Annotated in this window: 26 protein-coding genes and 1 tRNA gene; 22 read left to right on the top strand and 5 right to left on the bottom strand. The window is 56.8% G+C overall.

All coding sequences use genetic code 11. The features are described from left to right. The 6 genes from sufC (at position 1) to TRM7615_RS12130 (ending at position 4,727) form a co-directional block, all read left to right on the top strand. Positions 1-756, top strand: a complete 756-nt coding sequence (gene sufC, locus TRM7615_RS12160; protein WP_108788012.1) for a Fe-S cluster assembly ATPase SufC — start codon at positions 1-3, stop codon at positions 754-756. Continuing rightward, a complete protein-coding gene (locus TRM7615_RS12155) occupies positions 756-2,036 on the top strand; it encodes a SufB/SufD family protein (RefSeq protein WP_108787819.1) in 1,281 nt (426 codons plus the stop codon). Before sufC ends, TRM7615_RS12155 begins: the two co-directional genes overlap by 1 nt. Further along, complete coding sequence (locus tag TRM7615_RS12150; RefSeq protein ID WP_108787817.1) at positions 2,036-2,521, top strand: YIP1 family protein; 486 nt, start codon at positions 2,036-2,038, stop codon at positions 2,519-2,521. The genes TRM7615_RS12155 and TRM7615_RS12150 overlap by 1 nt, the downstream gene beginning before the upstream one ends. Continuing rightward, positions 2,518-3,084 carry a YIP1 family protein gene (locus TRM7615_RS12145; RefSeq protein ID WP_108787815.1) on the top strand — a complete coding sequence of 189 codons (567 nt, stop codon included), beginning with the start codon at positions 2,518-2,520 and terminating at the stop codon, positions 3,082-3,084. The genes TRM7615_RS12150 and TRM7615_RS12145 overlap by 4 nt, the downstream gene beginning before the upstream one ends. A 15-nt stretch (positions 3,085-3,099) precedes the next feature. Then, positions 3,100-4,320: a cysteine desulfurase gene (locus tag TRM7615_RS12140; protein WP_108787813.1), complete on the top strand. Its 1,221-nt coding sequence runs from the start codon at positions 3,100-3,102 to the stop codon at positions 4,318-4,320. A 330-nt stretch (positions 4,321-4,650) separates the two neighbouring features. After that, positions 4,651-4,727: transfer RNA gene (locus TRM7615_RS12130), tRNA-Arg, on the top strand. Positions 4,728-4,771: 44 nt separating this feature from the next. On the opposite strand, the gene TRM7615_RS12125 is transcribed toward TRM7615_RS12130, so the two are convergent. Together TRM7615_RS12125 and TRM7615_RS12120 are read right to left on the bottom strand one after the other, a co-directional pair. Beyond that, complete coding sequence (locus tag TRM7615_RS12125; protein WP_165821419.1) at positions 4,772-5,236, bottom strand: site-specific integrase; 465 nt, start codon at positions 5,234-5,236, stop codon at positions 4,772-4,774. Positions 5,237-5,259: 23 nt separating this feature from the next. Next, a complete protein-coding gene (locus TRM7615_RS12120) occupies positions 5,260-7,155 on the bottom strand; it encodes a fasciclin domain-containing protein (RefSeq protein WP_108787809.1) in 1,896 nt (631 codons plus the stop codon). 785 nt (positions 7,156-7,940) lie between these two features. Between TRM7615_RS12120 and TRM7615_RS12110 the strand changes: the two genes are divergently transcribed. The 16 genes from TRM7615_RS12110 (at position 7,941) to TRM7615_RS12040 (ending at position 21,416) form a co-directional block, all read left to right on the top strand. Then, positions 7,941-8,273 carry an amidohydrolase family protein gene (locus TRM7615_RS12110; protein WP_108787805.1) on the top strand — a complete coding sequence of 111 codons (333 nt, stop codon included), beginning with the start codon at positions 7,941-7,943 and terminating at the stop codon, positions 8,271-8,273. A 45-nt stretch (positions 8,274-8,318) separates the two neighbouring features. Next, positions 8,319-8,468, top strand: a complete 150-nt coding sequence (locus TRM7615_RS25550; RefSeq protein WP_165821418.1) for a hypothetical protein — start codon at positions 8,319-8,321, stop codon at positions 8,466-8,468. Positions 8,469-8,573: 105 nt separating this feature from the next. Next, positions 8,574-8,912 (top strand): hypothetical protein, encoded by a 339-nt coding sequence (locus tag TRM7615_RS12105; RefSeq protein ID WP_108787803.1) that lies wholly within the window; start codon positions 8,574-8,576, stop codon positions 8,910-8,912. 60 nt (positions 8,913-8,972) lie between these two features. Further along, positions 8,973-10,145, top strand: coding sequence for a dipeptidase (locus tag TRM7615_RS12100; RefSeq protein WP_108787801.1), 1,173 nt, complete (start codon positions 8,973-8,975; stop codon positions 10,143-10,145). A gap of 26 nt (positions 10,146-10,171) precedes the next feature. Then, positions 10,172-10,567, top strand: coding sequence for a GYD domain-containing protein (locus TRM7615_RS12095; protein WP_108787799.1), 396 nt, complete (start codon positions 10,172-10,174; stop codon positions 10,565-10,567). Positions 10,568-10,592: 25 nt separating this feature from the next. After that, positions 10,593-10,844, top strand: a complete 252-nt coding sequence (locus TRM7615_RS12090) for a DUF3302 domain-containing protein (RefSeq protein ID WP_108788010.1) — start codon at positions 10,593-10,595, stop codon at positions 10,842-10,844. After that, positions 10,841-11,764, top strand: a complete 924-nt coding sequence (locus TRM7615_RS12085; RefSeq protein ID WP_108787797.1) for an HlyD family secretion protein — start codon at positions 10,841-10,843, stop codon at positions 11,762-11,764. Before TRM7615_RS12090 ends, TRM7615_RS12085 begins: the two co-directional genes overlap by 4 nt. Continuing rightward, a complete protein-coding gene (locus TRM7615_RS12080) occupies positions 11,761-12,051 on the top strand; it encodes a hypothetical protein (RefSeq protein WP_108787795.1) in 291 nt (96 codons plus the stop codon). The genes TRM7615_RS12085 and TRM7615_RS12080 overlap by 4 nt, the downstream gene beginning before the upstream one ends. 54 nt (positions 12,052-12,105) lie before the next feature. Continuing rightward, complete coding sequence (locus TRM7615_RS12075; protein WP_108787793.1) at positions 12,106-13,014, top strand: carbohydrate porin; 909 nt, start codon at positions 12,106-12,108, stop codon at positions 13,012-13,014. 451 nt (positions 13,015-13,465) lie between these two features. Beyond that, a complete protein-coding gene (locus tag TRM7615_RS12070) occupies positions 13,466-13,954 on the top strand; it encodes an Lrp/AsnC family transcriptional regulator (RefSeq protein WP_108787791.1) in 489 nt (162 codons plus the stop codon). A gap of 164 nt (positions 13,955-14,118) precedes the next feature. Further along, the gene (locus TRM7615_RS12065; RefSeq protein ID WP_108788008.1) at positions 14,119-15,261 is read left to right on the top strand and encodes a glycine cleavage T C-terminal barrel domain-containing protein; all 1,143 of its coding nucleotides are present in this window, start codon (positions 14,119-14,121) and stop codon (positions 15,259-15,261) included. Between the two features lie 80 nt (positions 15,262-15,341). Further along, positions 15,342-15,791, top strand: a complete 450-nt coding sequence (locus tag TRM7615_RS12060) for an OsmC family protein (RefSeq protein ID WP_108787789.1) — start codon at positions 15,342-15,344, stop codon at positions 15,789-15,791. 21 nt (positions 15,792-15,812) lie between these two features. Then, positions 15,813-16,613, top strand: a complete 801-nt coding sequence (locus tag TRM7615_RS12055) for an enoyl-CoA hydratase (protein ID WP_108787788.1) — start codon at positions 15,813-15,815, stop codon at positions 16,611-16,613. A gap of 3 nt (positions 16,614-16,616) precedes the next feature. Continuing rightward, positions 16,617-18,257: an acyl-CoA synthetase gene (locus TRM7615_RS12050; RefSeq protein WP_108787786.1), complete on the top strand. Its 1,641-nt coding sequence runs from the start codon at positions 16,617-16,619 to the stop codon at positions 18,255-18,257. Positions 18,258-18,585: 328 nt separating this feature from the next. After that, a complete protein-coding gene (locus tag TRM7615_RS12045; RefSeq protein ID WP_108787784.1) occupies positions 18,586-20,448 on the top strand; it encodes an AMP-binding protein in 1,863 nt (620 codons plus the stop codon). A 107-nt stretch (positions 20,449-20,555) separates the two neighbouring features. Further along, positions 20,556-21,416, top strand: coding sequence for a hypothetical protein (locus TRM7615_RS12040; RefSeq protein ID WP_108787782.1), 861 nt, complete (start codon positions 20,556-20,558; stop codon positions 21,414-21,416). 441 nt (positions 21,417-21,857) lie between these two features. Here the strand turns inward: TRM7615_RS12040 and TRM7615_RS12035 are convergent, their stop codons facing one another. The 3 genes from TRM7615_RS12035 to TRM7615_RS12025 are packed head-to-tail and all read right to left on the bottom strand — an operon-like array spanning position 21,858 to position 25,647. Further along, positions 21,858-23,741 carry a bifunctional sugar phosphate isomerase/epimerase/4-hydroxyphenylpyruvate dioxygenase family protein gene (locus TRM7615_RS12035; RefSeq protein ID WP_108788006.1) on the bottom strand — a complete coding sequence of 628 codons (1,884 nt, stop codon included), beginning with the start codon at positions 23,739-23,741 and terminating at the stop codon, positions 21,858-21,860. Positions 23,742-23,749: 8 nt separating this feature from the next. Beyond that, positions 23,750-25,045 carry a TRAP transporter large permease gene (locus tag TRM7615_RS12030; protein ID WP_108787780.1) on the bottom strand — a complete coding sequence of 432 codons (1,296 nt, stop codon included), beginning with the start codon at positions 25,043-25,045 and terminating at the stop codon, positions 23,750-23,752. Further along, the gene (locus TRM7615_RS12025; RefSeq protein WP_108787778.1) at positions 25,042-25,647 is read right to left on the bottom strand and encodes a TRAP transporter small permease; all 606 of its coding nucleotides are present in this window, start codon (positions 25,645-25,647) and stop codon (positions 25,042-25,044) included. The genes TRM7615_RS12030 and TRM7615_RS12025 overlap by 4 nt, the downstream gene beginning before the upstream one ends. Positions 25,648-25,663 lie beyond the last annotated feature (16 nt).

Raw genomic sequence — 25,663 nt, 5'->3', positions numbered from 1 at the left:
ATGCTCGAAATCAAAAACCTGCACGTCAAACTTGAAGAAGAAGAGAAGCAGATCTTGAAAGGCGTCGACCTGAAGGTCGACTCTGGCAAGGTGCATGCGATCATGGGCCCCAACGGCTCAGGCAAATCGACGTTGTCCTATGTTCTGTCGGGCCGCGACGGCTACGAAGTGACCGAAGGCGCCGCCTCGCTCGACGGCGAAGACCTGCTGGAGTTGGAGCCGGAAGAACGCGCCGCAGCTGGCCTGTTCCTGGCGTTCCAATACCCGGTCGAAATCCCCGGTGTCGGCAACATGACCTTCCTGCGGACGGCTGTGAACGCACAGCGCAAGGCGCGCGGCGAAGAAGAGCTGAGCGCCGCCGACTTCCTGAAAATTGTACGCGAGCGCGCCAAGTCGCTGAAAATCAACGCTGACATGCTCAAGCGTCCGGTGAACGTGGGCTTCTCGGGTGGTGAGAAAAAGCGCAACGAGATCCTGCAGATGGCGATGCTGGAGCCCAAGATGTGCATCCTGGATGAGACCGACTCGGGTCTGGACGTCGATGCGATGAAACTGGTCGCCGAAGGCGTGAACGCCCTGCGTGACGAGGGTCGCGGGTTCCTGGTGATCACCCACTATCAGCGCCTGCTGGATCACATCAAACCCGACGTCGTTCACATCATGGCGGACGGCCGCATCGTGAAAACCGGTGGGCCCGAGCTGGCGCTCGAGGTGGAAAACAACGGTTACGCCGACATTCTGGCCGAGGTGCAGTAATGGCTTTGCCCGAGATTAAACAAACCGCAACCGAGGCGCGCCTGGCCGCGCTGGAGCTGCCGACGGCGGGCTGCACCAAGCCCGCGCGCGAAGCGGCAGTTGCCCGCGTGCGCGAGATGGGTCTGCCGGATCGCCGCGACGAATATTGGAAATACACCCGTCCCGACACGCTGGTTCAGGCCGACGCCCCAAAGGCGGCACTGTTCGACAATGACGAACCACTGATGTTCGATCAGATCGATCGCCTCAAGATCGTGTTTGTCGACGGTATCTTTGACGCCGACGCGTCGGACGATCTGTCCCTCGAAGGGGTGCAAATTGAACGGCTCGAGGACATCTGTTGCACGGACATCCACTGGGCCAAAGATCTGTATGGTGTGCTGGAAACACGGGGCCACAATCCTGTGCCGCGGCCGCTGGCGGCTCTGAACACGGCCTTTGCCGCAGATGGCGTCGCGATTCACGTGACGGGCAAACCCTCGAAACCGATCAGCCTGATCTACGTACACAAGGATGAGGCGTCGGACGCGTTCCTGCATCACATCGTGCGGGTCGAAAGCGGGGCCGAGGCGACGATTCTGGAAAACGGTCCGGCGGCTGCGCGTTTCAACAAATGCATGGAGATCGACATAGCGGATGGCGGCATCCTGCATCACGTGCGCTCGCAAGGGCGCGATCACGAGCGTCGTGCTGTGACCCACATGTTCACCCGTTTGGGCGAGGAATCGGTCTACAAGTCCTTCACCTTGACAGTAAACGGTGTGCTTACGCGGAACGAACAGGTGATCGAGATCCTGGGCGATGATGCGGTTGCGCATGTGGCGGGTGCCTGTGTGGGTGATGGAGATTTCCATCACGACGACACAGTGTTCATCACCCATGACGCGGTGAACTGTGAAAGCCGTCAGGTGTTCAAAAAGGTGCTGCGCAACGGTGCGACCGGCGTGTTCCAGGGTAAGATTCTGGTCAAGGCAGGCGCGCAAAAGACCGATGGTTACCAGATCAGCCAATCGCTGCTTCTGGACGATGACAGCCAGTTCCTCGCCAAGCCTGAGCTTGAGATCTATGCCGACGATGTGGCCTGTTCACACGGCTCGACGTCGGGCGCGATCGACGAGACTGCACTGTTCTATCTGCGCTCGCGCGGGTTGCCTGTGGCGGACGCGACCGACCTGCTGACCTTGGCGTTTCTGGCCGAAGCGGTCGAGGAGATCGAGGACGAGGATCTGGCGGCGGACATCGTCAACCGTCTGGAATCCTGGCTGTCGCGCCGCCGCTGATGTCGGTAACGACGGACATCGTGGCCACGTATCGTGGCCCCGGGCGCGTTGTGCGGCGCCTGCTGGACATGGGACAGCGCGAAGACCGCGCGCTGGCCATTCTCATGGCCAGTTGCGTGGTGCTGTTCATCGCGCAGCTGCCGCGCCTATCGCGTGAGGCCCACCTTGAGGGCCGCGATCTGAACGAGCTGATGGCCGGCAGCCTGATGGCCCTGATCCTGATCGCGCCGCTTTTGATGTATGTCATCGCGGCGGTGTCGCACGTTGTGGCCAAGGTTGTGGGCGGCAAGGGTGATTGGTACGGAGCGCGTCTGGCATTGTTCTGGGCGCTGCTGGCGTCCAGCCCGCTGGTTCTGTTGCATGGGCTGGTGGCCGGGTTCATTGGTCCGGGTCCATCGCTGCAACTGGTGGGTGCTGTGTGGTTTGCGGTTTTTGCGTGGTTCTGGATCGCGGGGATGTTTCAGGCGGAAAGGGCAGGCAAATGAACGCTCTGAATCTCAAGGATCTGGCGGTGATGTCCGTCACCAATCCCGCTCAGGCGGCCCAGGTCCTGTTGGCGCACAACCTGCGGCGGGATGTGCTGTGGCTGGGACTGGCCTTGGCCGTCGTTCTGAATACGCTGCTGTTTTCGCTGTCCAACATGATGCTGCCGGGCCCCGAAGGCATGCCGGTGCTGATCCGGTCACCCATGGTTTACGCAGGCTTTGTCGGCGGCGGCATTCTGGCCACCATCATCTCGATTCACCGCGTCGGCTCCATGCTGGGCGGGCAGGGGTCGTTCGACGACGTCATGATCTTGATGGTCTGGATGCAATTTCTGCGCGTCGCGGTACAAGTGGTCGCACTTGTATTGATGCTGACCATCCCGATCCTATCCTTTCTATTGGTGCTTGGGGCATCGCTGATCGGTCTTTTCATCTTTTTGCACTTCATCGACCAGGCACATCGTTTGGGATCGCTGATGAAGGCCGCAGGCGTATTGGTCGGGTCCGTCTTTGCCATTGCGGTGGTGCTTTTCATTCTTCTCTCCCTTCTTGGGGCTGGCTAACTGGGATCGTTTCTCATGTATGACGTCAACAAAATCCGGGCCGATTTCCCGATCCTCTCGCGCGAGGTGAACGGCAAGCCGCTGACCTATCTTGATAACGGCGCTTCAGCTCAGAAACCGCAGGTGGTGATCGATGCGATCACGCAGGCCTATTCGATGGAATACGCCAACGTTCACCGCGGGCTGCACTTCCTGTCCAATCTGGCCACCGACAAATATGAGGCGGTGCGCGGGATCATTGCCAAGTTCCTGAATGCAGGCTCCGAGGATGAGATCGTGCTGAATTCGGGCACGACCGAGGGCATCAACATGGTCGCCTATGGCTGGGCCATGCCGCGTCTAAAGGCGGGTGATGAGATCGTTCTTAGCGTGATGGAGCACCACGCCAACATCGTGCCTTGGCATTTCCTGCGCGAACGCCAGGGGGTGGTGCTGAAATGGGTCGACGTGGACAGCACTGGTGCGCTTGACCCGCAGGCGGTGATCGACGCCATCGGACCCAAGACCAAGCTGGTTGCGGTCACTCAATGTTCCAACGTTCTGGGCACCATGGTCGACGTCAAGGCAATTACCCAAGGCGCACATGCCAAGGGTGTTCCGGTATTGGTCGACGGCAGCCAGGGCGCGGTTCACATGCCGGTCGACGTGCAAGACCTTGGCTGTGACTTCTACGCCATCACCGGCCACAAGCTGTATGGCCCCTCCGGCTCTGGCGCGATCTATTGCAAGGCCGAACGCATGGCGGAAATGCGCCCCTTTATCGGCGGCGGTGACATGATCCGCGAAGTGTCGAAAGAGGCCGTCACCTACAACGATCCCCCAATGAAGTTCGAGGCCGGAACCCCCGGCATCGTGCAAACCATCGGTCTGGGCGTGGCGCTGGAGTACATGATGGAGCTGGGGATGGATAACATCGCAGCCCACGAGGCGGGTCTGCGGGACTATGCCATGTCCAAGCTGCAAGGGCTCAATTGGCTGCAGGTGCAGGGCACCACGCCCGACAAGGCCGCGATCTTCAGCTTCACGCTGGACGGGGCAGGGCACCCGCACGACATCTCGACCATCCTGGACAAAAAGGGTGTCGCCGTGCGCGCAGGCCACCATTGTGCTGGTCCACTTATGGACCACTTGGGCGTCACAGCCACCTGCCGCGCCAGCTTTGGCCTCTACAACACGACGGACGAGGTGGACACCCTGGTCGACGCGCTGGAACTGGCACACGAGCTGTTTGCCTAACCGCGAGTGCTTGGAGAAGCCGAAGAAATTTCGGCTTTTCCGATTGCAGAGGGGCAAGTGATCTTTTATAGCCCATCCATAGGCACTTGTAGCTTAGCTGGTAGAGCGCTGCCCTCCGAAGGCGGAGCGACCAGAGGTTAAGGTGCTGATTGCACAGGATAAAGACGCAAGCGTGTCTCTTGAGTGTGTAGAATAGATGCGGTCCAGTAGCTCAGCTGGATAGAGCGTTGCCCTCCGAAGGCACGTATCTAAAATGCTAAGCTACTGTGCTTGAATAAAAAATTGGCTTCCATGCCACGTTGTTTTTGTTACATGTAACAGAAACGGTGCGGTCCCATAGCTCAGCTGGATAGAGTGCTTGCCTCCGAAGCAAGAGGTCACAGGTTCGAATCCTGTTGGGACCGCCAATAATTTCAACGTCTTAGAAGGTGTTTCGGGAAGTGCGCGCGGGTTACCGGCGCTCAACGGCTTTCAGAGCCGATTCTTGGAAGTCTGGCGAGTGGTGGCCGTAGACCTTCGCAATCGTTTCTGGGCTGGTGGAGAAGTATCCAGCGGCGTCCCAGATCGTCGCGCCGTTTTGCAAGGCCCATGTGATTGCCGTGTGTTTCAGGGTGTGAGGTGTGCAAGGTTGCACCTTGGCATCTGTTGTTGCCTTGGCAAAGGCGCGCTTGATGTCGCCAACACGTGCGCCCTGATATTCGACGGCCCAGACGCAACCCTGCGCCTTCCAGCGTCGAAGGTGGGCAAGCAACGGGCGGGGGATCTTCGCGGGTCTGCGCAGCTTGTTGGTCGAGCGTTCCCATTCGCCTTTAGCGTGCAGAGACGAGCGAACTGATCCTCTCTGCGGCCGGGTTTTGCTTGCCGCTCTGGCATTTGATGCCACTAGCCAGCGTGTAGAGAGGCCGGAGGGCAGCAAAGCACCACCCTCCGATGTTGTCGCTATAGGATGAAATCGCCGTCTGCAAACGACAGGACTTCCACGTTCACCAACAGGTCAGTTCCATCACCGCCTGTCGCGCCAATGAACTCAACCCGTGCCTGGTTGCCCGTCAGGGTTATGCTGTAGTCGCTTCGGTTGCCGAAATACACCGCGGTGTCTGTGCCAAGCCCGCCAGAGATCAGGTCGTTGCCTGCGGCGCCAACCAAGACATCATCGCCGTTTTCGCCAAGAAGGTAGTTGTTGTGCCGGTCACCTGAAAGTTGGTCGTCAAAATCCGAGCCCTGAAGGTATTCGACATTGGAATATCGATCACCCTCATACCCTCGACCGCGCAGAAGAGAAGCCTCAACACCTTCATCTGCGTTCAGATATGTCACCAGGTCCGCACCGGCCCCGCCGACTGCGACGTGCGAACCGCCCTCGGAGAAGTCAAAGACATCGCGGCCGCCCAAGCCACGAATGTAGTTGGCTCCGTCTCCAGTCGTGAATGTATCACCTTGCGATGAACCTGTGATGCCTTCCACGTCGTTAAACGTGTCAATACCGTTCCCATTGTTGGCTTGCCCAGATGCTGTATTCACCTGAACGCCGACAGATACATCTGCATAGGTGATGAAGTCGAACCCGTCTCCGCCAGCGATGATGTTGTTGCCGCCAACCGACACGAACCAATCGTTGCCACCTTCGCCTTTCAGCGTGTCGTCGCCGGTCCCGCCGCGGATGATGTCGTTTCCATCGCCGCCCAGAACAATGTCATTGCCTGCGCCAGCGTCTATTTCGTCTCGGCCACCGCGACCATCTATCAGGTCGTTGTCGGCGCCAGTTGCCAAGACTTGATCCGTGTCATCGCCAATGATGAAATCGACATCATTCGATCCGTCGCTTTGCAACAAATCCGCTGGGATCAGGACGCCATCGAGCACGTGCACGATTCCGTTGGACGCCTGAATATCCAAGGCAATTAAATTCGGGTTGGGAATATCGGGATCTGCGTCGACCAGGCTGGTTCCGTCAACTGTCAGGGTGCCGGTTTGCAGTGTTGTCACTTGCCCGGCTGCGATCACCTGACTCGATTGCAGGCTTTCACCGGCCACGTGGTACGTCAAAACCGTGCTGAGCAGGTCAATCGGATCTTCCCCGGCACTGAGCAAACGCAAGCTATCCAGAATATATGTCAAGGCGCCAGCTTCGTCGCCGCCGCCGTACCCCAGAGCCTGAGACAGGCCAACGAAGGCCGCATCATTCGGCGCAAAGACGGTGAAATCACCGGGCGCATCAAGACTTCCGGCAAGATTTGCTGCTGTAACAGCTTCGCGCAGCAGGTCAAAATCCCCGCCGTTGTCATCAAACCCGGCAGCACCACTGGCTGCAACGACGGTTCCCGTGATGCTGGGTACATCGTTTCCAGGCAGATCGACCGGCAAAAGAACACGATCAATGATGTGCACCACGCCGTTGCTTGCGAAGTTGTCCGTGCTGATCAGAGTTGGATCCAAAAGGTCGGGTTCCACATCCTGCAATGTCGGAAGGGAACCGGTGGAAATCGTCCCTCCCTGAAGGGTTGTCACTGTCCCGTTGGCGGCGATATCCATCGCCGACTGGGCGCCAGCAGAGACGTGGTAGAGAACAACTGCGTTCAATGTTTCGACGGGCACGTTGCCCGCAAGAAACCCAATGACGGCCCCTTGGTCATCCGGGTCGCCCATAAACCCAAGATCTGTCGCCAACTGTGAAAAGGCAGCGTTTGTCGGCGCAAAAACTGTCAAATCGTTGCCAGCATCGCCGACTGTGTCGACAAGTGCCGAGTTTTCTATGTTGTCGTCCAGAAATTGCAGAACGTTTACCAAGATACTTAGATCGGCGCTTCCGATCGCGACGTCCTTGATGGTAACCATGTTTTCTCCCCTTTGCTGTCTCGCAGCAGAAATGCTCTGTCCCAGAGCGTCCGGTTTCCGTGCGCGAGCTTTGTGCTCTCCGTACTGTTTTGCTCAGCCCAGCCGTCAGGAACCTAGGTGCCATGGCCCTTGGATTTGCCTGTCGGCATGACAAACGATGGGAGTACTACGGGGGCGGTCACAAAGTAGATCACTGAAACACTTGCGCATTTTCAGAGCTCAACTCCAATGAAACACACCAAAAACTCTTGGTTCTGAAAAGTAGATTGTCCGAGATTTGGAATTTCGACCATTTCAGAAGAAGCACAAACGCATCCGCACTATCGACTTCACCTGAGCGGGATCAGAAAGGTTTTCTGCTCTACCCGAGCAGAGAACAGGTTGGCTCGTCGTCGCCTTGCTTCACAAATCCAGAGAGGGAAAAGTCTCTTTAATCCAGTATGATAGAACTGATGCGTTGGTATTTTGAGCCCGAGGGGCTGCAAGGCCCCGAGCCCGTCGCTGCACCATGCCATCCATGAGCGGCCAAGATGGCCGTCAATCTGGTTTGATCCTTGGATGGTCTGGACCTGACCACCACCAGATCAGCGCGGCCGTCGCCAGCGTTTCAGCGATGTCACGATCCATACTATCCATGTCTTCACGGTTTTGTGTGTCTTGCCCCTGCGCAACCGAGACGACGCTGGCCCAAAACCCGAGACCAGCTTTCGCAAACAACGCAAGACGGTGATGCCTCACTACCTTGGCACACGACGGTTCGGGATGCCTGTGGTCAAGGCGACGAGATGAAGAAACTTATCGATCAGGGAATCTTGGCCGGGCCGCGAATTTATCCGAGTGGTGCGTGCATCGGTCCACAATCCGGTCACACGGACTGGCGCAGCCCCCGTGCCCGTGCTGAAGGCGGCCCGGTCGCACAGGTGGAGCAACTCAATCTTGCAGTCGTTGCAGATGGAGTGGACGAAATCAGGACAGCCGCACGCCGGAACCTCAGCTATGGGGCGACGCAGATCAAACTCACGGTCGGCGGTGGCGTCTCTTCGGAATTGGACCCGCTTTGGTCTGTAGGGTACGGCGTGGAAGAAATTAGGGCGGCCGTAGAGGTCGCGGCCTTTTAAGATACCTATGCCTTCACACACGCCTACACGGACGAGACTGTCCAAATGGCATTGGATGCAGGCGTAAAGGTCATCGAACACGGCCAGATGGTTACTGAAGAAACAGTAAAGCGCATGGCCGACGAAGGAGTCTTCTGGTCGCTGAACACCGCCGGGTTCTCGCCAATTCTGTTCGAGCACCCTAACTTTGCATAGGGCACTCCTGCAGGAGACAAACTGACAATTGCGCAGGACCAGAGCAAAGATCTCATCGAACTGGTCAAAAAGTACAAGCCCAAGGTCGTCCACAACGTTGATACAGTGCTCTCAACGCTCGATCAGGGCCGTGCCCATCGTGATTTTGAAAAGTATCAGTTTGCCGACTGGTTCGGCAATCATGCCATGCTGGTCTCGGCCACGTCCACGGCGGGCGAGTTGGCCCAGTTGACCGGCCAGCGCAATCCTTATCCTGAACAACTGGGCGTAATCAAAGCGGGAGCCTATGCCGATATCCTGATCGTCGACGGCAACCCATTGGAAGACCTATCTGTCCTGGGCGCCCAGTCAAAGTGGTTTGACGCAGAACCCCGAGAAGAAGGTTTCGACACCATCCGTGTGATTATGAAAGACGGTACATTCTACAAAAACACGCTGGATTGAAACCGCTATTGGGCAGGGGCATAGGCCTCTGCCCAACATCAATTTCTTGGAGATTGAAAAATGAAAACGCGCCTAATTGCCCTTCTGGCCGGAGTGACGGCATTCTCTACCCCTGCCTTGGCTCAGAACCCCAGCGATGAAGAAATTGCGGCCCGTATCGAGAAACTTGTTGAAATGGCTGACCCACGCGGGGACGACGCGCGCGATGGTGATCTGCCGTATCGCGAACGTTATGCTGATGCGTTCATGATCGACGCGCTTGCGGTTGGGTCGCCTGGATTTGAAAGCATCAATTTCCTGTTGAAAGACTGGGAAAATCTTGCGGGACACTACGAAGAATACGGGTTTGCGGCATTCAGCACGACGATCTCAAACGGGTCCGAAGGCGCTCTTGCCGTTCTTGAACGCATCGACGTAATGCAGAAATGGATAGAGGATAACGCTGATCGCTTCACGCTTGCGACAACGGTCCAGCATCTGCACGAGGCAAAGGACGCTGGCAAAGTTGCCATCATGATGAATTCCCAGAGCATGGATATGCTGGATGAAAATCTTGCCTATGTTCAGAAGTACTGGGACCTCGGCATCCGGCAGATGAACTTCAGCTACAACCAAACCGGAGCATATTCAGCTGGAATGGTGGCCAATGATCCTCTGATCATCGACCCCGGTATGACGGAACTGGGCTACAAGGTTGTCGCCGAAATGAACCGTGTGGGTATGATTGTCGACTGCTCGCACTCTTCCTGGCAGACCTGCATTGATGCTGCCGAAATCACCACCAAACCCATGATGATCTCGCACAGCAATTCAGCTGAGCTTTATGACAATTACCGCAACGTATCCAGTGAAGCCATTCGCGCAGTCGCGGCCACAGGCGGTGTCATTTGCGTGAACTTTCTTGGTGGCTTCTTGAACCCTCAAGGGTCTGCAACGCCCAAATCCATTGCCAAGCACATCGACTTCATCGGCCAGATGGTTGGAAAACAGGCGACATGCTTCGGGGTGGATTACGTCGAGAACTATGGTGTGGCGCTCGATCCGATCATCAGGAACCCGGAAAAATACCCACCAGCGCAAGGTTATGGTCTGCCGACACATATGGCACCCCCGGCGGATGTTTGGGCCGTGGCCCGGACTCTAGAAGAAGAGCACGGCTGGAGCGAGGGCGACATTCGTGGCGTGATGGGGGCAAATCTGATGCGGCTTTACAAAGCGAACTGGGGTGAATGAACCCAAATAATCAATGAGGTGACCACATGAATAAACTTCTGTTCCCAATGTTGCTTTGCGGTTCCATGGCTGCTGCGGAAGATGTCCCGGACATGCGCACCTTTCTGTTTATAGGCACGCCAAACAGTGCGGCGTGGGAAATACAGATTGCAAACCCGGGCGACCGTGCCGCTGCGGTCAAGGGCGGCATCGAGGCGCTTGGCGGTGAGCTTCTCAGCTACTATTGGGGATTTGGGAACGGTAAGAACTATATCACGGTATCCCTTCCCGATGACCCCACCTTTATCCAAGCGTTCTATCTCACGCGTCTGGGAGACGGGGTGTTGGATGATTACCAAATGATCGAATTGATGAGCAGCGCGGACATGGGCACGGCTCTGGAACGTGTTTCCGAAGTCAAAGCAGCGGATGACATGAAATGAAGTTCGAGTGGGAAGGGTTCTGGTCGTGACTGGATTGGACTATGCCGCATTGGGTATGCTGGCATTTATGGGCGCGCTGGCAATTGGAGTGATTGTGTTCATCGGCGGGTGGCCCGGCCGGGTCGCGGCAAAACGCAATCATCCTTACCGCAGTGCGGTAACTGTCGGCGGCTGGATTACGTTGATTGCCGGCGGAGTTTTCTTCCCCCTGGTGCTGATCTGGGCCTATGCGGGAACCCCTGACGCCGAAATCAATACGTCGGAGGGCTCAGCATGATCACCCTTATCATTGCGATCTGGATGGGGTTTCTCTGGCTGTTGGTAAAGGTTGGTATCCTCAAGAAATGGCACCTCTGGATGAAGATTTCCCCGGTTGTCGTCTGGGCAGCCGCGCAGGCGATCATCTTTCTTCCACTGAGCTGGATCGCTCCAGTCGGGCCGGTATCAGTTGTCGTCTCTTCGGTTCAGGTGCGGCCGTCTGTTACCGGCCCGGTAATTGAAGTGCCGGTGGCTTCTTGGACGCCGCTTAAGACCGGTGACGTGTTGTTCCGGGTCGATCCAGAGCCCTATGCTGCGAATGTTCGACAAGCCGAGGCGCGGCTGAAACTAGCCGAGGAGCAACTCACGCGAAAACGCCAACTGTTCGCACGTCAAGCCGTTGCAGAGGCCGAAACCGAAGCCGCCGAAGCCGAAGTCGAAATGGCCCGCGCACAGATGAACCTCGCCAAAATCGACCTGGAAAACACCACCGTGCGAGCGCCAATGGACGGTATCGTTCCATCTGTCGTGCTGTTGCCCGGCAATCGGGTGGCCGCGGGTCAGGACGTGATGGCAGTACTGGATGTCGATAGGCCCATTGTCGCGATGATCGTCAAACAGAACGCGATCCGTCATGTTCGGCCTGGTCAGCCTGCAGAAGTCGTGTTCCGCAGCCTTCCCGGGCAAACTTTTGCCGCGTCAGTCAGCAAGCTATACCAATCCGCACCGCATGCCGAATTTAACACCAGCGGCAAGACCCCGGATGTCCCTGAGATCCGCGATACTACCTATGCTGTCGAGCTGAGTGTCGATCTGCAGGGTGAAGCCCTGACACCCGGAGTATCCGGGCAAGCCGCTATCATGACCGATAAGGTCGGATCACTTGGGGTTATCCGGCAAATCACCCTTCGCATGACAACCTGGATGAATTTTCTATGAATGCACTGTCATCTCACCTCACGCGCTTGTTTGGTGCAATCTGTCTGTTCGTTTCCGCTATGTCTGCCTCTGCGCAAGACGTCAAAAAGCTCGAAGCGGCAGCGCAAGCGTCATTGGGTGGTCCGGGATCCGCCAGCGCGCAACAGGAACAGGATAGGCTGCGACGGCTGGAAGAGTCGCGTTGGCCGGGTCTGGACCGTGCCCTTGATCCGATAGAACAGTCTTTGGGTCGGTTCCGGGAAAACACAGGTTTGGCGCTCAGCTTTGACTATCAGGCCCTGTATTAGCGCAGTTCGCATGATCTGACTGGCCAAGACGAGTCCACCTCGGGGCAACTCAGGATGATCGGCACATGGGAATTGGCAAACCGAGGCGGCGCAAACCCCGGTAGCTTTGTCTTCATTCTGGAAAACCGGCATCGGCTGGGCCAGCCCATTGCGCCTTCGGCATTAGCTGGTCAGATCGGCTATCAAGGCGCCACTGGTGTTACTTTTGGGGACACGGATACAACTCTGTCGGTCGCATACTGGCAGCAGGGATTTGGAAATGGGCGAGGGGGATATGTCGTCGGCCGCATCGATCCCGGCGACTACTCTGACATTCTTGGATACGTGAACCCACGAACAACATTTTCGAACTTTTCGATCATGTTCAGCCCGGTCTTACCGATTCCCGATCCAGGGTTCGGTCTAGTGGCGGGCGGATATCTGACCGACCAGATCTACGCCTTGGGGGTGGTCAGTGATGCAAATGGGTCTTTGACCGATATAGAATGGTTTCCCGGTGGTAGCGAATTTTACAAATATGCGGAAATCGGATGGACACCGGAGCGTTCCAAAAGGTTTCTGACAAACGTTCATCTTGGAATTTTCCACACGGACGCGCGTCAGGATGCAGGCGTGCCAGAAACATACGGTCTGACCTTGGCTGCCAACCACACATTTGAAAATGATCTGATGGTCTTTGGACGACTGGGTTGGTCCAACGGTGGTGGGGCACTGGCAGAAAAGGCTGTAAACGCAGGCTTGTTGTGGCGACCCGGAGCCTATGACGATCTGTTTGGCTTGGCTGTCACGGTAGCTGATTTGACAACACCGGGACTTCCAAAACAAACAACTGTTGAGGCATTTTACCGGTTGGATCTGGCAGACAATCTGGCGCTGACCGCAGATGTTCAGTACCTCAACAATCCTGGATCAAACCCAAACGACCCGCTGGTGTTCGGGTTGAGGTTGAGGGTAAATCTTTAACAAGTAATTTGCTCATTGTTGCGTCATTCCGTTCGGTGTCCGGTAGGGCACTGAGCAGCTGAGGTGGCGGGTGAGTGGGCCTCTCCATTTTGCGTCTATAGGCAGCCCAATCGTCTGCGCGAGCACTGTCAGCCCGAAGAAGCAGAAGACAAGTGATTGTTGCGAAAGCATCCGGTAGTGAAACTAATAAGAATGGCTGCAAAGCCCGGTTATCGGAAATTACAAAATCATTCATTGAACGTCGGCTTTGGGCTGCTCGCGAAACTTTGCAAAGGTCGACAACTGCGCAATGTGTATATCGCAAAGTAGCAAGGCCATATTGGCGTTCCTGGCACCGAAAGGGGCAGAAAACGAGATGCATTCTTTGGTATTCACCGTCTAAATGTCTTCATCTTCCAAAACTGGGGCAATTGTCAGACTATGCCCCTCACTCCAACGAAATAGCGGTCTCATGAAAAAACCCAGCCTTGATGCAACAGACATCCGCATACTGAGTGCTGTTCAGACGTACGGACAATTAAGCAAAACCAAATTGGCCGAGTTGGTGAACTTATCGCCAACGCCCTGCTGGGCGCGGCTCGATCGTCTAAAGGCTTCAGGATACATTCGCGGGTATCACGCAACTCTCGCTTTAGAGCGCATTGTCGATTTCACCGAAGTCGTCGTAACAGTCTCGCTCACCCATCATCGCAAAACGGATTTCGAACGCTTCGAGGCCCATATTCAGGGCTTGGATGAGGTGACTGAGTGCGTCGCGACAGGTGGCGGGATGGATTATGTGATGAAGATCGCAACGCGCAGCCTGGCCGCGTTTCAGTCGATGATGGAAGAGATGCTGTCAGCCGATCTGAAAATCGACCGCTACATGACGTACATCGTGACGCGGCAGGTCAAGACGAGTCGGCCAAATCTGGAAAAACTTGTCGCAAACAGATCATGAAAACAGGCGTAGGCTGAACAGTCTAAAAGCTGCGCGTTAAATAGACTGTTCAGCCTGAGAAAGTGCTCTTTTCAGACCAATACACTCAGGCCATTTGATTTAGATCGTCCACAGGTTTTACCACTTCAATGGCCTATCAGGCCACCTGCTATGAGGGCGAAAATATGACGCTGACAGATGATTTTGGCTTCGGCACACAGATCCGCAAATCCCCTTATTTCGACGCTACTGTTCGCTGGGGCGCAAAGGGGTTCTCTGTTTATAACCATATGTATATCCCCCGTGATTTTGGCGATCCGGAGCAGAACTTCTGGAACCTCGTGAATGAGGCGATACTCTGCGATGTGGCTGTTGAGCGTCAGGTCGAGATCACAGGACCTGATGCCGCAAAATTCACCCAGATGCTAACCTGCCGTGATCTTTCGAAGATGGCCGTTGGGCAGTGCAAATACATCCTGATCACCAATGCCGACGGCGGCATCCTGAACGATCCGATCCTGCTGCGCCTCGCCGAGAACCATTTCTGGATCTCTCTGGCCGACAGCGACATCCTGCTCTGGGCGCAGGGCGTTGCGATCAATTCCGGTCTCGACGTTCAGATCACCGAGCCGGACGTGTCGCCGCTTCAGCTTCAGGGCCCGAACTCCGGTAAGATCATGGTCGAGCTTTTCGGCAGAGACATAATGGATCTGAAATACTACTGGCTACGCGAGGTCGAGCTGGACGGCATTCCGCTTATCGTGTCGCGCACCGGTTGGTCGAGCGAGCTGGGCTATGAGCTTTATCTACGCGATGGCTCTATGGGTGATCAGCTCTGGGAGCGGATCATGGCAGCAGGCATTGCGCACGGTCTCAAGCCGGGTCACACCTCCTCAATCCGCCGTATCGAAGGTGGCATGCTGTCCTATCACGCCGACGCGGATATTCGCACCAACCCGTTTGAGCTGGGCTTTGACCGTCTGGTCAATCTGGATATGGAAGCCGATTTCATCGGCAAGGCCGCCCTGCGCCGCATCAGAGAAGAAGGCCCCAAGCGCAAGCAAGTTGGCCTTGTGATCGATTGCGAGCCGCTCACAGGCCCGAATACGACATTCTGGGCGGTCAACCAAAACGAGACTCAGATCGGCAAGGTGACCTCGGCGGTCTACTCGCCGCGTCTGGAGAAGAACATCGCGCTGGCGATGGTTGATGCCGATGCCGCAGTGCTTGGTGCCGAGGTTGCGGTTGTAACACTGTCCGGTCCGGCCAGAGCGACCGTGGTTGAGCGCCCCTTCTACGATCCCAAGAAGCAGATCGCAGCAGCCTAAAGCCGTTTCCATACGCAGTGCGCACTCTTTTACGAGCGCGCACTGCGCCCCTGCTGAATTGAATGTAAGAGACTTCCCTCATGTCTGATCTATCTATCGAGCTGCACTGGCAGCGCGCCGAACCTGTTTTGCAAACCGGCAAATATTCGAACGAACATACCGTTCAGTTCAACAACGCCTTTGATGTTCTGGTAGATTCCGCGCCGGATTGGGGCGGCGACCCCGCAAATACAAATCCTGAGCAAGCATTGGCCTCGGCCCTTTCAAGCTGCCACATGATGACCTTTCTGGCTCTGGCCGCAAAAGCAGGCTGGCCCGTGGCAAGCTATCATGACTTTGCCGTGGCGCATTTGGGTAAGAACCCCAAAGGCCAGATGTCGGTCACGCGGATCGATCTTCATCCCGTAGTGCGCTTTGATACCGGGTTTTCCGTGGATGATGCGGAACTGACCCAGATGCAGGACCGCGCGCACCGCCATTGCTTTATTGCCAACACGCTGGCCGACAGCGTTGAGATCAACATCCGCTAACCCAATAAGGGGGACTGGCCCATGACATCGAGTGATTTTCTTTTGCGCGAGCTGAGCGATGAGGGCGTTCTACGTCTGACGCTCAATGATGTGAAACGGCGCAATGCGCTGTCTGAGGCAATGCTGGGCGCGCTTGGCACCGCTTTTGAAGAGGCAGGTAAAGATCCTGCAGTGAGGGTGATCATTCTTGCGGCCAACGGGCCAGCCTTTTGCGCAGGTCATGATCTGAAAGAAATGACCGCAGGACGCGAAGGCGATGATGGCGGCGAAGCCTATTTCGCCAAGATTATGACCATGTGTTCCGTTGTCATGCAAGGCATCGTGAATTGTCCCAAACCGGTGATTGCCGAAGTGACGGGGATTGCGACGGCAGCGGGCTGCCAATTGATCGCAAGCTGTGATCTCGCAATCGCCGCCGAGAGCGCGCAATTCAGCACGCCCGGGGTTCATATCGGGCTATTCTGCTCCACCCCGATGGTTGCGCTGTCACGCAACGTGGTGAACAAACATGCGATGGAAATGCTGCTGAACGGCGATATGATTTCAGCGGCGCGCGCTGCAGAGATCGGGCTGGTCAACCGCGCTCTGGCCAAGGATGCTCTGCAAGAGGCAACAGGTGAGGTTGCACGCAAAATCGCCTCTAAATCCAGCATGACCTTGGCCACTGGCAAACGCGCCTTTTATGCGCAGCGTGAGATGCCCTTGGCCGAGGCTTATGATTATGCCAGCCAAGTAATGGTCGAAAATATGCTGGCGCGCGATGCCGAAGAAGGAATCGGTGCCTTCATCGAGAAGCGCCAGCCCCAATGGCAGGACGCCTAAGCCATGGCCGCAAACCCCTATAACACCGATCTTGACCGTACTGCGGCAAATCACCAACCGCTCACGCCGCTGACCTTTCTAGAGCGTGCGGCGACCGTTTTCCCGGAACATACGGCGATCATCCATGGCGGTTTGCGGCGCAGCTACGCGCAGTTCTACACCCGCGCGCGGCAATTGGCATCTGCGCTGACAAAGCGCGGCATCGGGCCCGGCGATACGGTCTCGGCCCTTCTGCCCAACACGCCCGCAATGCTGGAATGCCACTACGGTGTGCCAATGTGCGGCGGGGTTCTGCATTCGATCAACACAAGGCTCGATGCAGCGATCATCGCTTTTCAGCTGGATCACGCGATGTCGCAGATTGTGATCGTCGATTCCGAGTTCATGCCTCTGCTGCAACAGGCGCTTGAACTGGCGCAAGCGTGTCCGCTGGTGATCCAGGTTGACGACCCCGAGTTTGATGGCGCGCGCGCGGGATTTGATGGCGAGGATTACGAAGCCTTCCTTGCGCGCGGCAATCCCGCGTTCGAATGGCTTATGCCAGAGGATGAATGGGACGCGATCTCGATCAACTATACCTCCGGCACCACGGGCGATCCCAAGGGTGTCGTCTCGCACCACCGGGGCGCCTATCTTCTGGCCCAAGGCAATGCGTTGACTACCTCTATGGCCAAACATGCTGTCTATCTCTGGACCTTGCCAATGTTCCACTGCAACGGCTGGTGCTTTCCATGGACGCTTTCGGCGATCATCGGCACACATGTCTGCCTGCGCCAAGTCCGGGCCCAGCCGATCTGGAACGCGCTCGCTGATGAAAAAGTCACCCACCTCTGCGGCGCTCCGATCATCATGTCGCTGCTGATCTCGGCGCCTTCCGACGTCCAGCGTGCGCTCGATCACATTGTGCAATTTTTCACCGCCGCAGCACCGCCCCCCGAAAAGCTGCTGGCGGACATGAAAACCGCAGGCTTTGACGTAACCCACCTGTACGGGCTCACTGAAACCTACGGGCCTGCCGTGGTGAACGACTGGCATGAAAGCTGGTCATCTCTACCCGCCGAAGAACAAGCGCGGCTCAAATCACGCCAGGGCGTGCGCTATCTGCCTCTTGAGGGGCTCGATGTTCTTGATCCCGAAACCATGGAGCCCGTCCCACCCGACGGCCAGTCGATGGGCGAGGTTATGTTCCGCGGCAATGTCGTGATGAAGGGCTATTTCCGCAATCCCTCTGCCACGCGACAGGCTTTCGAGGGCGGCTGGTTCCATTCCGGCGATCTGGGCGTGATCCATCCCGATGGTTATATCCAGCTCAAGGATCGCTCAAAGGACATAATCATTTCGGGCGGCGAGAACATTTCTTCGATCGAGGTGGAAGAGGTGCTTTATAGCTATCCCACCATCGAGATCGCCGCCGTTGTCGCCATGCCGCATGAGAAATGGGGCGAAACCCCTTGTGCATTTATCGAACCTTCCCAAGGTCATGAGATCGACACCGTAGCGCTACGGACTTGGTGCCGCGATAGGCTGGCAGCCTATAAGGTTCCTAGACGGTTTGTCGTGACCAGTATTCCCCGAACCTCGACGGGCAAGATTCAGAAATTTGCCCTGCGTGAACGCGCTAAGGAGCTTGCGGCACAATCATGAGCCAACGCCCGTGAGTTTGCGCCAGATATTCATGGATTGCTGTGTCAGCACTCCAGGCGAAAGCCATACAATCGCTGAATTCTTGATCCGTCGGGTCACATAGCAGTCAATCATGCAACTTGCAGCATCGGTGACTCTAGGCTCGAACCGGACTTTCGCCGTGGTGTGAATGGATCTTCGTCAATTCGACACTTCGAAACGTCTGAGATTGGCTTTAAGTTGCTGTAAGGCCGATCTGCTTCCATGCCCGAACGGGCGCATCAGGGTTGCATTTCCTGCCACTTCGACAAAAGCTCAATCAATCCATTATCGAAGGCGAGGACACATCATGGCCATTCTGGGACGCCAGCCGATCAGATCGCAACGTGACCTGCGTGAGTTTGAAGCGGAAATGACGCTTGATGCGCGGCTGCCCGAGCAAAGCATTCTGGAGGTCTTTGAAAGCAGCGCCGCGCGAGACCCCGAGGCAACCGCGCTCACGATGCTGATGACAGGGGCCGCGGATGAAGAGCCGCGCCGTGTATCCTATCAACAATTGCTGGGGCAAATCAGGCGCGCGGCAAATCTGTTTACGGACATTGGAGGTGACGCGCCGGGCGTTGCGTACATGCTGCCTGCGCTGGTTGAAACGCATGTCACGCTCTGGGGCGCGGAAACGGCAGGTTATGCCGTTCCAATCAACTTCCTTCTGCAGCCCGAGAGCATTGCTGAACTTCTGAAAGCTTCCAAGGCCAGGATTTTGGTCGCTCTCGGCCCTCATCCGCAACTGGACATCTGGGAAAAAGCCCTGGCGCTGCGTGCCCAGATCCCGGACCTCGTTCTTGTGCGCGTATCTCCTCCGGGTACGCCAACCGAACCCGGCGTGTTCGATTTTGGCGAAGCCTTGATGGCGCAGCCCGACGATCACCTGACGTTTGGAGAGGCGCGCAGCGGTGCCGATCTGGCCGCCTATTTTCACACCGGAGGCACAACCGGTGTGCCCAAGCTTGTCGCACATACACACCGCAGCCAGTTGGTCGCGGCGTTCGGCGGGGCCGTCTTGTGCGGCTTTCGCCCGGATGATGTGTTTACCGCGACCTTTCCCCTCTTTCACGTCGCGGGCACGATTGTGGGCGGGCTCAGTTGCTTTATGGCCGGTGTCGAACTGCTGGTCATGACACCGGCGGGCCTGCGAAATCCGGCGGTCGTTGGAAGTTTCTGGCGGCTTGTCGCGGAGTACAACGTGACAATCGTTGGTGGCGTCCCGACTGCGATTGGCGCAATCCTGCAAACGCCGGTCGAAGATCACGATATTTCGCGTGTCCGCGCGGGGGCCACCGGTGCATCCTTGCTGCCGCCCGCCGTGGCACAGAAATTCAACGAGGTCACTGGCTGCACTCTCTTTGAAATCCTCGGCATGACAGAAGCTTCCGGCCTCATCAGCATCGATCCCCTTTGTGGGTCCGGCACCGCAGGTTCCGTGGGCTGGGCGTTGCCATACACTACCGTTGAGGTCCGGAAATTGGAAAGCGATGGACGTTTGGGCGACCATTGCGACACCGGAGAGATCGGTGTCATCGCAATTCAGGGGCCTCATGTGTCTCCGGGCTATAGCGATCCCAAGCACAATGACGAGGTTTTCGCAGCTGGTGTGCTGAACTCGGGTGATCTGGGATACAAGGACGCGCAGGGGTGTCTTTTCGTTGCGGGCCGCTCAAAGGACCTGATCATTCGCAGCGGTCACAACATTGATCCGGTGATGATCGAAAATGCCATGAGCACGAATCCCTGTGTGGCTTTGGCGGCAGCCGTGGGAATGCCCGATCCCTATGCCGGAGAACTGCCGATGTGTTTCGTTCAGCTTCACCCATCAGCGCAGGTCAGTCTTGCAGACCTTATGGAGCATGCCCGGCAGACGATTGATGAAAGACCGGCTTGGCCAAAGATCATTCAGGTTGTTGACGAGATTCCACTGACCTCTGTGGGCAAGATCTACAAACCCAGCCTGCGGTGCGATGCCGCCAGGATGGTCGTCTCAAACCTGCTTCATGACGAGATGCAGTTGCCCGAAGCCCAAGTGACAGTCGATGCCGGTGGGCTCCGCGGGTTGTGCGTGACGGTGTCGCTGTCAGAGGGCGACGGGCCTTCTGCATCTCGCGTCGAAGAAAGACTCCAGGATTTCCTGTTCGAAACACGTGTCACTGTCGCGTAGCCGGGGCTGCCTTTGAACAAGGCGCGGTGCAGATCACCAAGAACATTGCGTTGCACGCGTCCCTTATGCGAGCCTGAGGCGTGCTCGTTTCGGATTGGGAGAACGAAATGGCTTTGCCAATTGGAGTGATGTCGGTCTTTGCCGCTTTGGTGGTCTGGGCCTGTCTTGCGGTTTACGCGGTCATGCGCGGGAAGTTTCTGCCTGCACTGCTCTTTGGCGCAGTCCTGATGCTGTATCTGAATCTTGGCTATGTCATTTACGGCCCTGCTGCTGCGATTGCCAATTTCGTCGGCATCTACGACGTCCTGATCAATTTGGGCTTAACCGATCCCGCCACGGCCAATGCCGTTTTGACCTGTCCTGACAACTCTTGTTCGGTCTGGGGCGACACCTATACCAACCATCCGGCGTGGGGTGTGGCATTTTACGACCGTTTCGCGAACGGCCCCGAGATGCGGTCGGCGCTGCTATTGGGTCATGTCATCTGCAATTCCATCGTGTTCGTCTTGATGCATGTGCAGATGTTTTTTCCCGGCGGAACCGGGCGCAATCATGCGCTCATTGGCCGTATCAGCTTTGCCGTACTGACCCTCGGCGTCGGCTGCGCAGTGATCCTTGCAGCCCAGCACGGCTCGGTCGGTGAATACGGCGGGACGATGTCGTCTATGGGCTTCTTTTCCATGTCGGTGTTCGTCTATGCCACGGCTGTCATGGGGGTGCTTGCGATCCGTCGGAAGGACACCTCTGGACATCGCATCTGGATGTGGCGTTTTGTCGGCTCGATGTGGGGCTCGTTCTGGCTGTTCCGGATCATGCTCTTTGTGATTGACCCGCTCTTTCGAGACATCGAGGCGCTCGCAATCCAGATTTGCATCTGGGGATCCGCACCCGCAGGCATCCTGATTGCCGAAATAGTTCGCAGAAAAGTGGACGCAAAGTACGCAGGCATACCGCATGCAGCCGAATAAACTCGTTATGTAGTTTGAGCTATTTCATAGCTCTGTCCAACAACCTTTTGGGCAAACCACGGACGCCGTTTTTTTTCTCAAAGCTGCTTTTCGGCATTGCTGCAGCATTTCCGCAGCGAAATTACGTGTGAACCAAGGTGGCCAGTGACTGGTGTCAGCCCAAGGCGGCCCTTTCCTGCCACCACCAAGGGCGGGACGCGGTCATTCGCTGAGGTAGCGATTACATGTGTTTGTTTCACGCTTTGCGCAGCAGTGCGAAAAAACACTAGCGGAAGCGTCCCCAAAAAGAGGAGCATTTGTTCCACTCGAATACTCATGAACCCACCCGTAACTCTTGTGGTTTCCGACAATACAGGCTCAAGCGCTTGGTCTGGGCAGGCTATATAGCTTCACCCTCGGTCTGGCCTTGCAGGTCAGTACCGGAGATCAACCTGATGGAGGTTACGTTTTGGGAACGCCCTTTGCGCGAGATAGTCGTTTTTGAGCAGCGATGCGAAATGGCGCGTTGGGGGCACCGTAACCCGTGTAGCTTTGGTTCCGTTGAACGATCTCAATGAACAGACCTCCGCTAAAAGACTGAGCGTAGGCCTGGAAAAAGTCGGCGCCGCCCGTCTGGTCATACAGGACACCACGGGCCTGCATTCTACGGACAAGATCGTCGCTCAGATCAAAGCGTGCAGCGAGATCATCGTAGTAGTTCGGAGAGATTGGCAGCGTTTCAAAACCCCGTTTGGCCAACTGTTCGAGCGTTTTGAAAATGTCCTGCGTTGCAAAGGCGATGTGCTGGACAGAGGCGCCGAAACTGTCTGACAGAAACGTCCCGGCCAGGGTCCTGTGACTGTCCGCGCCATTCAGGGTCACCCGAACCGAGCCGTTTGCCGCTTCGACGGCCTGACTGCGGACCAGCCCATCCGGGTCGATCACGTCAACCATCGGCGCTTTGGTCATGTCGAACAGCGTGGTGTAGAAGAGCGACCAGCTGAGCATGTCTTCATAGCTCATCGTTTGCGCGACGTGGTCTATGTGGGTCAGACCAACGCCTTCTGGGGCGGGCTTGGCAGAGAACTCCATCTGCCAAACCTGCGAAAGATCCGAGCTGTCGTCCAGAAAGTGCAGGGCAGAGCCGGACAACCCCCGCACGGCTGGGATTGCAAGCTCTCCGGCGCCAACGGGTTGAGTGAACACATCTGCCCCAAGGGCTGACGCCCGCGTTGCCGCCGATCTCGCGTTGGAGACCAGAAAGCCCATATCACACACACACGTCCCGCGGGCATTCCAACTGCTGGCGGCGTGACCCGAGGTCTCTTCATTCACAACGATGCGGATATCGCCCTGCTGCCAAAGGCCTGCAGCCTTGCTGAGATGCTGCCCTACGTGTTCGAAACCCAAAGAGGACAGATTGGCCGTCAGTTCCGCGGCTTCAGCGCCGCGCGTTGCGAATTCGACATAGGAAAATCCTAGCGCCGCAACACGAGGCGGTATTGTGGGCATGTGAACGTTCAGCCCGGGTTCGGTGCGTTTTACGTCGTCCATCAGGGCGACAAGCGAACGATGACCATCTTTGGCTATGGTGCGCGGGTTGCCGCCGCGAAACTGGTCGTTGAATATCTCAAGGCTGATTGGACCGTCATAGCCGGTCGCCATGACCGCCTGCATGAACCGGGTGACGTCCAGATCACCTTCGCCGGGCATGTTCCTGAAGTGGCGCGACCAATACAGCAGATCCATTTCGATCAGGGGGGCATCGGCCAACTGAACAAAGAAAATCTTGTCGCCGGGGACAGAGCGGATGCTGTCAGGGTCGAGCTTGCGGCCAAGGGTGTGAAAGCTGTCAACGATCAAGCCGATGTTGGGATGATCCGCACGGCGCACGACCTCCCATGCGTCGCGGTGATCATTGACGTGTCGCCCCCATGCCAAGGCCTCATACCCCACGCGCAACCCGCGTTTTGTGGCGCGCTCGCCCAATTCGTGGAAATCATGGGCTGCCCGTTCGATGCCGCCCAGTGACGCGGGGTGCACTGACGAGCAGACAAGCACCAGATCAGTACCCAGCTCTTGCATCACGTCAAACTTGCGTTCGGCCCGATCAAACGCCTTGGATCGCGCGGGTTCCGGCAAGGTTTCAAAGTCGCGAAAGGGTTGGAACAGTGTGATCTCTAACCCGTGATCGCGCACCATGTTCCCTACATCCCGAGGGCTTCCAGAGTCGGCGATAAAATCGGCCTCAAAGATTTCGATACCGTCAAATCCGGCTGCTGCAATTGCATCGAGTTTCTCGCGCAGATTGCCCGAGATCGAGACCGTCGCGATAGAGGTTTTCAACATCCCGCTCATCCCTGATATCCAAGCAAACGCGGCAGCCAAAGCACGATGTCCGGCACCAGGATCATGACAAGCAGGGCCAGAAGCAGCACACCGAGGAATGCCCAGATCTCTCCAATGATCTCCCTTAGGGGAATACCCGTGACCGCGTTGATGACAAACAGCAAGATGCCATAGGGCGGCGTGATCAATCCGATCATGGAATTGACAACGATCAGAACGCCAAAGTGCACCAGATCAATCCCAAGTGCCTCGCAGGTCGGAATGAACAGGGGAACGATGACCAGGATGATCACTGTGGCGTCTAGGATGCAGCCCAACAACAGGACCATCACATTGATCAGAAGCAGGAAGACAAGCGGGTGAATGTTGGCCCCATCAAGCGTTGTAGAAAGAGCCTGGGGAATGTTCTCTTGCACGACGATGTAGGTCAGGATCATCGAGGCCCCGATGACCAACCCCACCGAGGCGGCAGCGCGGGCACTGTCTACAAAGACCTGATACAGCGTCCTGAGTTTAATGGCGCGGTACAGCCCCGCAGCAATGACCAGCGCGTAGAGTGCTGCGATGGCCGCAGCCTCGGTCGGGGTCGTGATGCCGCTATACAGGCAAAAGAGCAGGATGAACGGCATCAGCAAGGCAGGCGTGGCCTGAACGGTCAGTTTGGGCAGGTCCCGCAATGGAACCGGGTCTTCCCGACCAAATCCACGGCGATGTGACATGAACACGTTCAACGCCATCAGGACGAACCCCATGAACAGGCCGGGAATGATCCCCCCCAAAAACAGATCCTTGATAGAAGCGCCTGAGACCAGCGCGTAGATCACCATCGGGATAGAGGGTGGGATGATGGGGCCGATGGTGGCCGTTGCCGCAGTTATGGCCGCCGCATAGCCTCGCGTGTATTTGCCGCTTTTGATCATCATCTCGATGATGATCTTTCCGATGCCAGCTGCATCTGCGACGGCAGAGCCCGACATGCCCGAGAAGATTAGCGACGCCACCACGTTGACATGTCCCATGCCGCCCCGGAACCGGCCGACCACGGCGATGCAAAAGTTCAGCAGCCGGTCGGAAATGGACCCGGCGTTCATGATATTCGCCGAGACGATGAAAAGCGGCACCGCCAACAGCAGAAAGCCATCAAACAGACGCTGCACCATGGTCTGCCCGGCAATGGCAAGATCCTGACCGGCAACACCAAGATAGACGATGACCCCAACCAGGATTGAGAACGCGACAGGTGTACCGATTGCCGCCATGCCAAACAGGGCGATCAGGCCCAAGAGGAGTTCAACGCTCATGATGCATCCTCCTCGCCCGTTTTGTCAGAAAGTATCTCTTCCATCTCGGTTTCTGGAGGTCCGTGTCGAACAACGGAATACAGCCGCCACAGGTAACGGACGATGGTTGCGATCATGAGAAGGATGTAAGCCGCAAACAGCCACTTGATTGCGATCTTGTCGCCCGTGATCGGCATTCTGAGCGTCTGGATCTTCTTTAGGTCCATCAACCGGTTGCCAAAGATCGCATCCCATGTTGCGGGAAACGAATAGAGCATGGCGGCGATCAGTCCCAAGGCGGACAAAAGCGCGAGAATGCGTTGGGTTTTGCGCGGTGTTGCCAAATAGAGCACGTCAAACGTGACGTGGTCCCGCGCTCGGACGATGAAGGCGCATCCAAAAAAGACGGTCCAGACCCACAGCAGGGAAATCAGGTTCACGGTCCAGCCGATCGGCTCCAGCGATGCCATCCAGTCCGAGATCGGCGGAATGGGTACGAGCCAGGCGATCTTGGCCGCATACCGGGTAAATATCTGGATCAAAAACGTTACAAAAACCGCCGCCAAAGCCATGGCGGCGATGAATTCTGCAATGCGAGAGAGCCGAGTAAGGATTGTATTCATCACATCGACCCTCTCG

Source organism: Falsiruegeria mediterranea M17 (assembly GCF_900302455.1).
Lineage (GTDB): Bacteria > Pseudomonadota > Alphaproteobacteria > Rhodobacterales > Rhodobacteraceae > Falsiruegeria > Falsiruegeria mediterranea.
The sequence above is the reverse complement of the archived record's forward strand: the minus strand, read 5'-3'. Positions and strand labels throughout refer to the sequence as shown.

Bases quoted from the DNA above. Each gene is read 5' to 3' on its own strand.
- sufC (WP_108788012.1), top strand. From the start codon at position 1: ATGCTCGAAATCAAAAACCTGCACGTCAAACTTGAAGAAGAAGAGAAG.
- TRM7615_RS12155 (WP_108787819.1), top strand. From the start codon at position 756: ATGGCTTTGCCCGAGATTAAACAAACCGCAACCGAGGCGCGCCTGGCC.
- TRM7615_RS12150 (WP_108787817.1), top strand. From the start codon at position 2,036: ATGTCGGTAACGACGGACATCGTGGCCACGTATCGTGGCCCCGGGCGC.
- TRM7615_RS12145 (WP_108787815.1), top strand. From the start codon at position 2,518: ATGAACGCTCTGAATCTCAAGGATCTGGCGGTGATGTCCGTCACCAAT.
- TRM7615_RS12140 (WP_108787813.1), top strand. From the start codon at position 3,100: ATGTATGACGTCAACAAAATCCGGGCCGATTTCCCGATCCTCTCGCGC.
- TRM7615_RS12120 (WP_108787809.1), bottom strand. From the start codon at position 7,155: ATGGTTACCATCAAGGACGTCGCGATCGGAAGCGCCGATCTAAGTATC.
- TRM7615_RS12110 (WP_108787805.1), top strand. From the start codon at position 7,941: ATGAAGAAACTTATCGATCAGGGAATCTTGGCCGGGCCGCGAATTTAT.
- TRM7615_RS25550 (WP_165821418.1), top strand. From the start codon at position 8,319: ATGGCATTGGATGCAGGCGTAAAGGTCATCGAACACGGCCAGATGGTT.
- TRM7615_RS12100 (WP_108787801.1), top strand. From the start codon at position 8,973: ATGAAAACGCGCCTAATTGCCCTTCTGGCCGGAGTGACGGCATTCTCT.
- TRM7615_RS12095 (WP_108787799.1), top strand. From the start codon at position 10,172: ATGAATAAACTTCTGTTCCCAATGTTGCTTTGCGGTTCCATGGCTGCT.
- TRM7615_RS12085 (WP_108787797.1), top strand. From the start codon at position 10,841: ATGATCACCCTTATCATTGCGATCTGGATGGGGTTTCTCTGGCTGTTG.
- TRM7615_RS12080 (WP_108787795.1), top strand. From the start codon at position 11,761: ATGAATGCACTGTCATCTCACCTCACGCGCTTGTTTGGTGCAATCTGT.
- TRM7615_RS12075 (WP_108787793.1), top strand. From the start codon at position 12,106: ATGATCGGCACATGGGAATTGGCAAACCGAGGCGGCGCAAACCCCGGT.
- TRM7615_RS12070 (WP_108787791.1), top strand. From the start codon at position 13,466: ATGAAAAAACCCAGCCTTGATGCAACAGACATCCGCATACTGAGTGCT.
- TRM7615_RS12065 (WP_108788008.1), top strand. From the start codon at position 14,119: ATGACGCTGACAGATGATTTTGGCTTCGGCACACAGATCCGCAAATCC.
- TRM7615_RS12060 (WP_108787789.1), top strand. From the start codon at position 15,342: ATGTCTGATCTATCTATCGAGCTGCACTGGCAGCGCGCCGAACCTGTT.
- TRM7615_RS12055 (WP_108787788.1), top strand. From the start codon at position 15,813: ATGACATCGAGTGATTTTCTTTTGCGCGAGCTGAGCGATGAGGGCGTT.
- TRM7615_RS12050 (WP_108787786.1), top strand. From the start codon at position 16,617: ATGGCCGCAAACCCCTATAACACCGATCTTGACCGTACTGCGGCAAAT.
- TRM7615_RS12045 (WP_108787784.1), top strand. From the start codon at position 18,586: ATGGCCATTCTGGGACGCCAGCCGATCAGATCGCAACGTGACCTGCGT.
- TRM7615_RS12040 (WP_108787782.1), top strand. From the start codon at position 20,556: ATGGCTTTGCCAATTGGAGTGATGTCGGTCTTTGCCGCTTTGGTGGTC.
- TRM7615_RS12030 (WP_108787780.1), bottom strand. From the start codon at position 25,045: ATGAGCGTTGAACTCCTCTTGGGCCTGATCGCCCTGTTTGGCATGGCG.
- TRM7615_RS12025 (WP_108787778.1), bottom strand. From the start codon at position 25,647: ATGAATACAATCCTTACTCGGCTCTCTCGCATTGCAGAATTCATCGCC.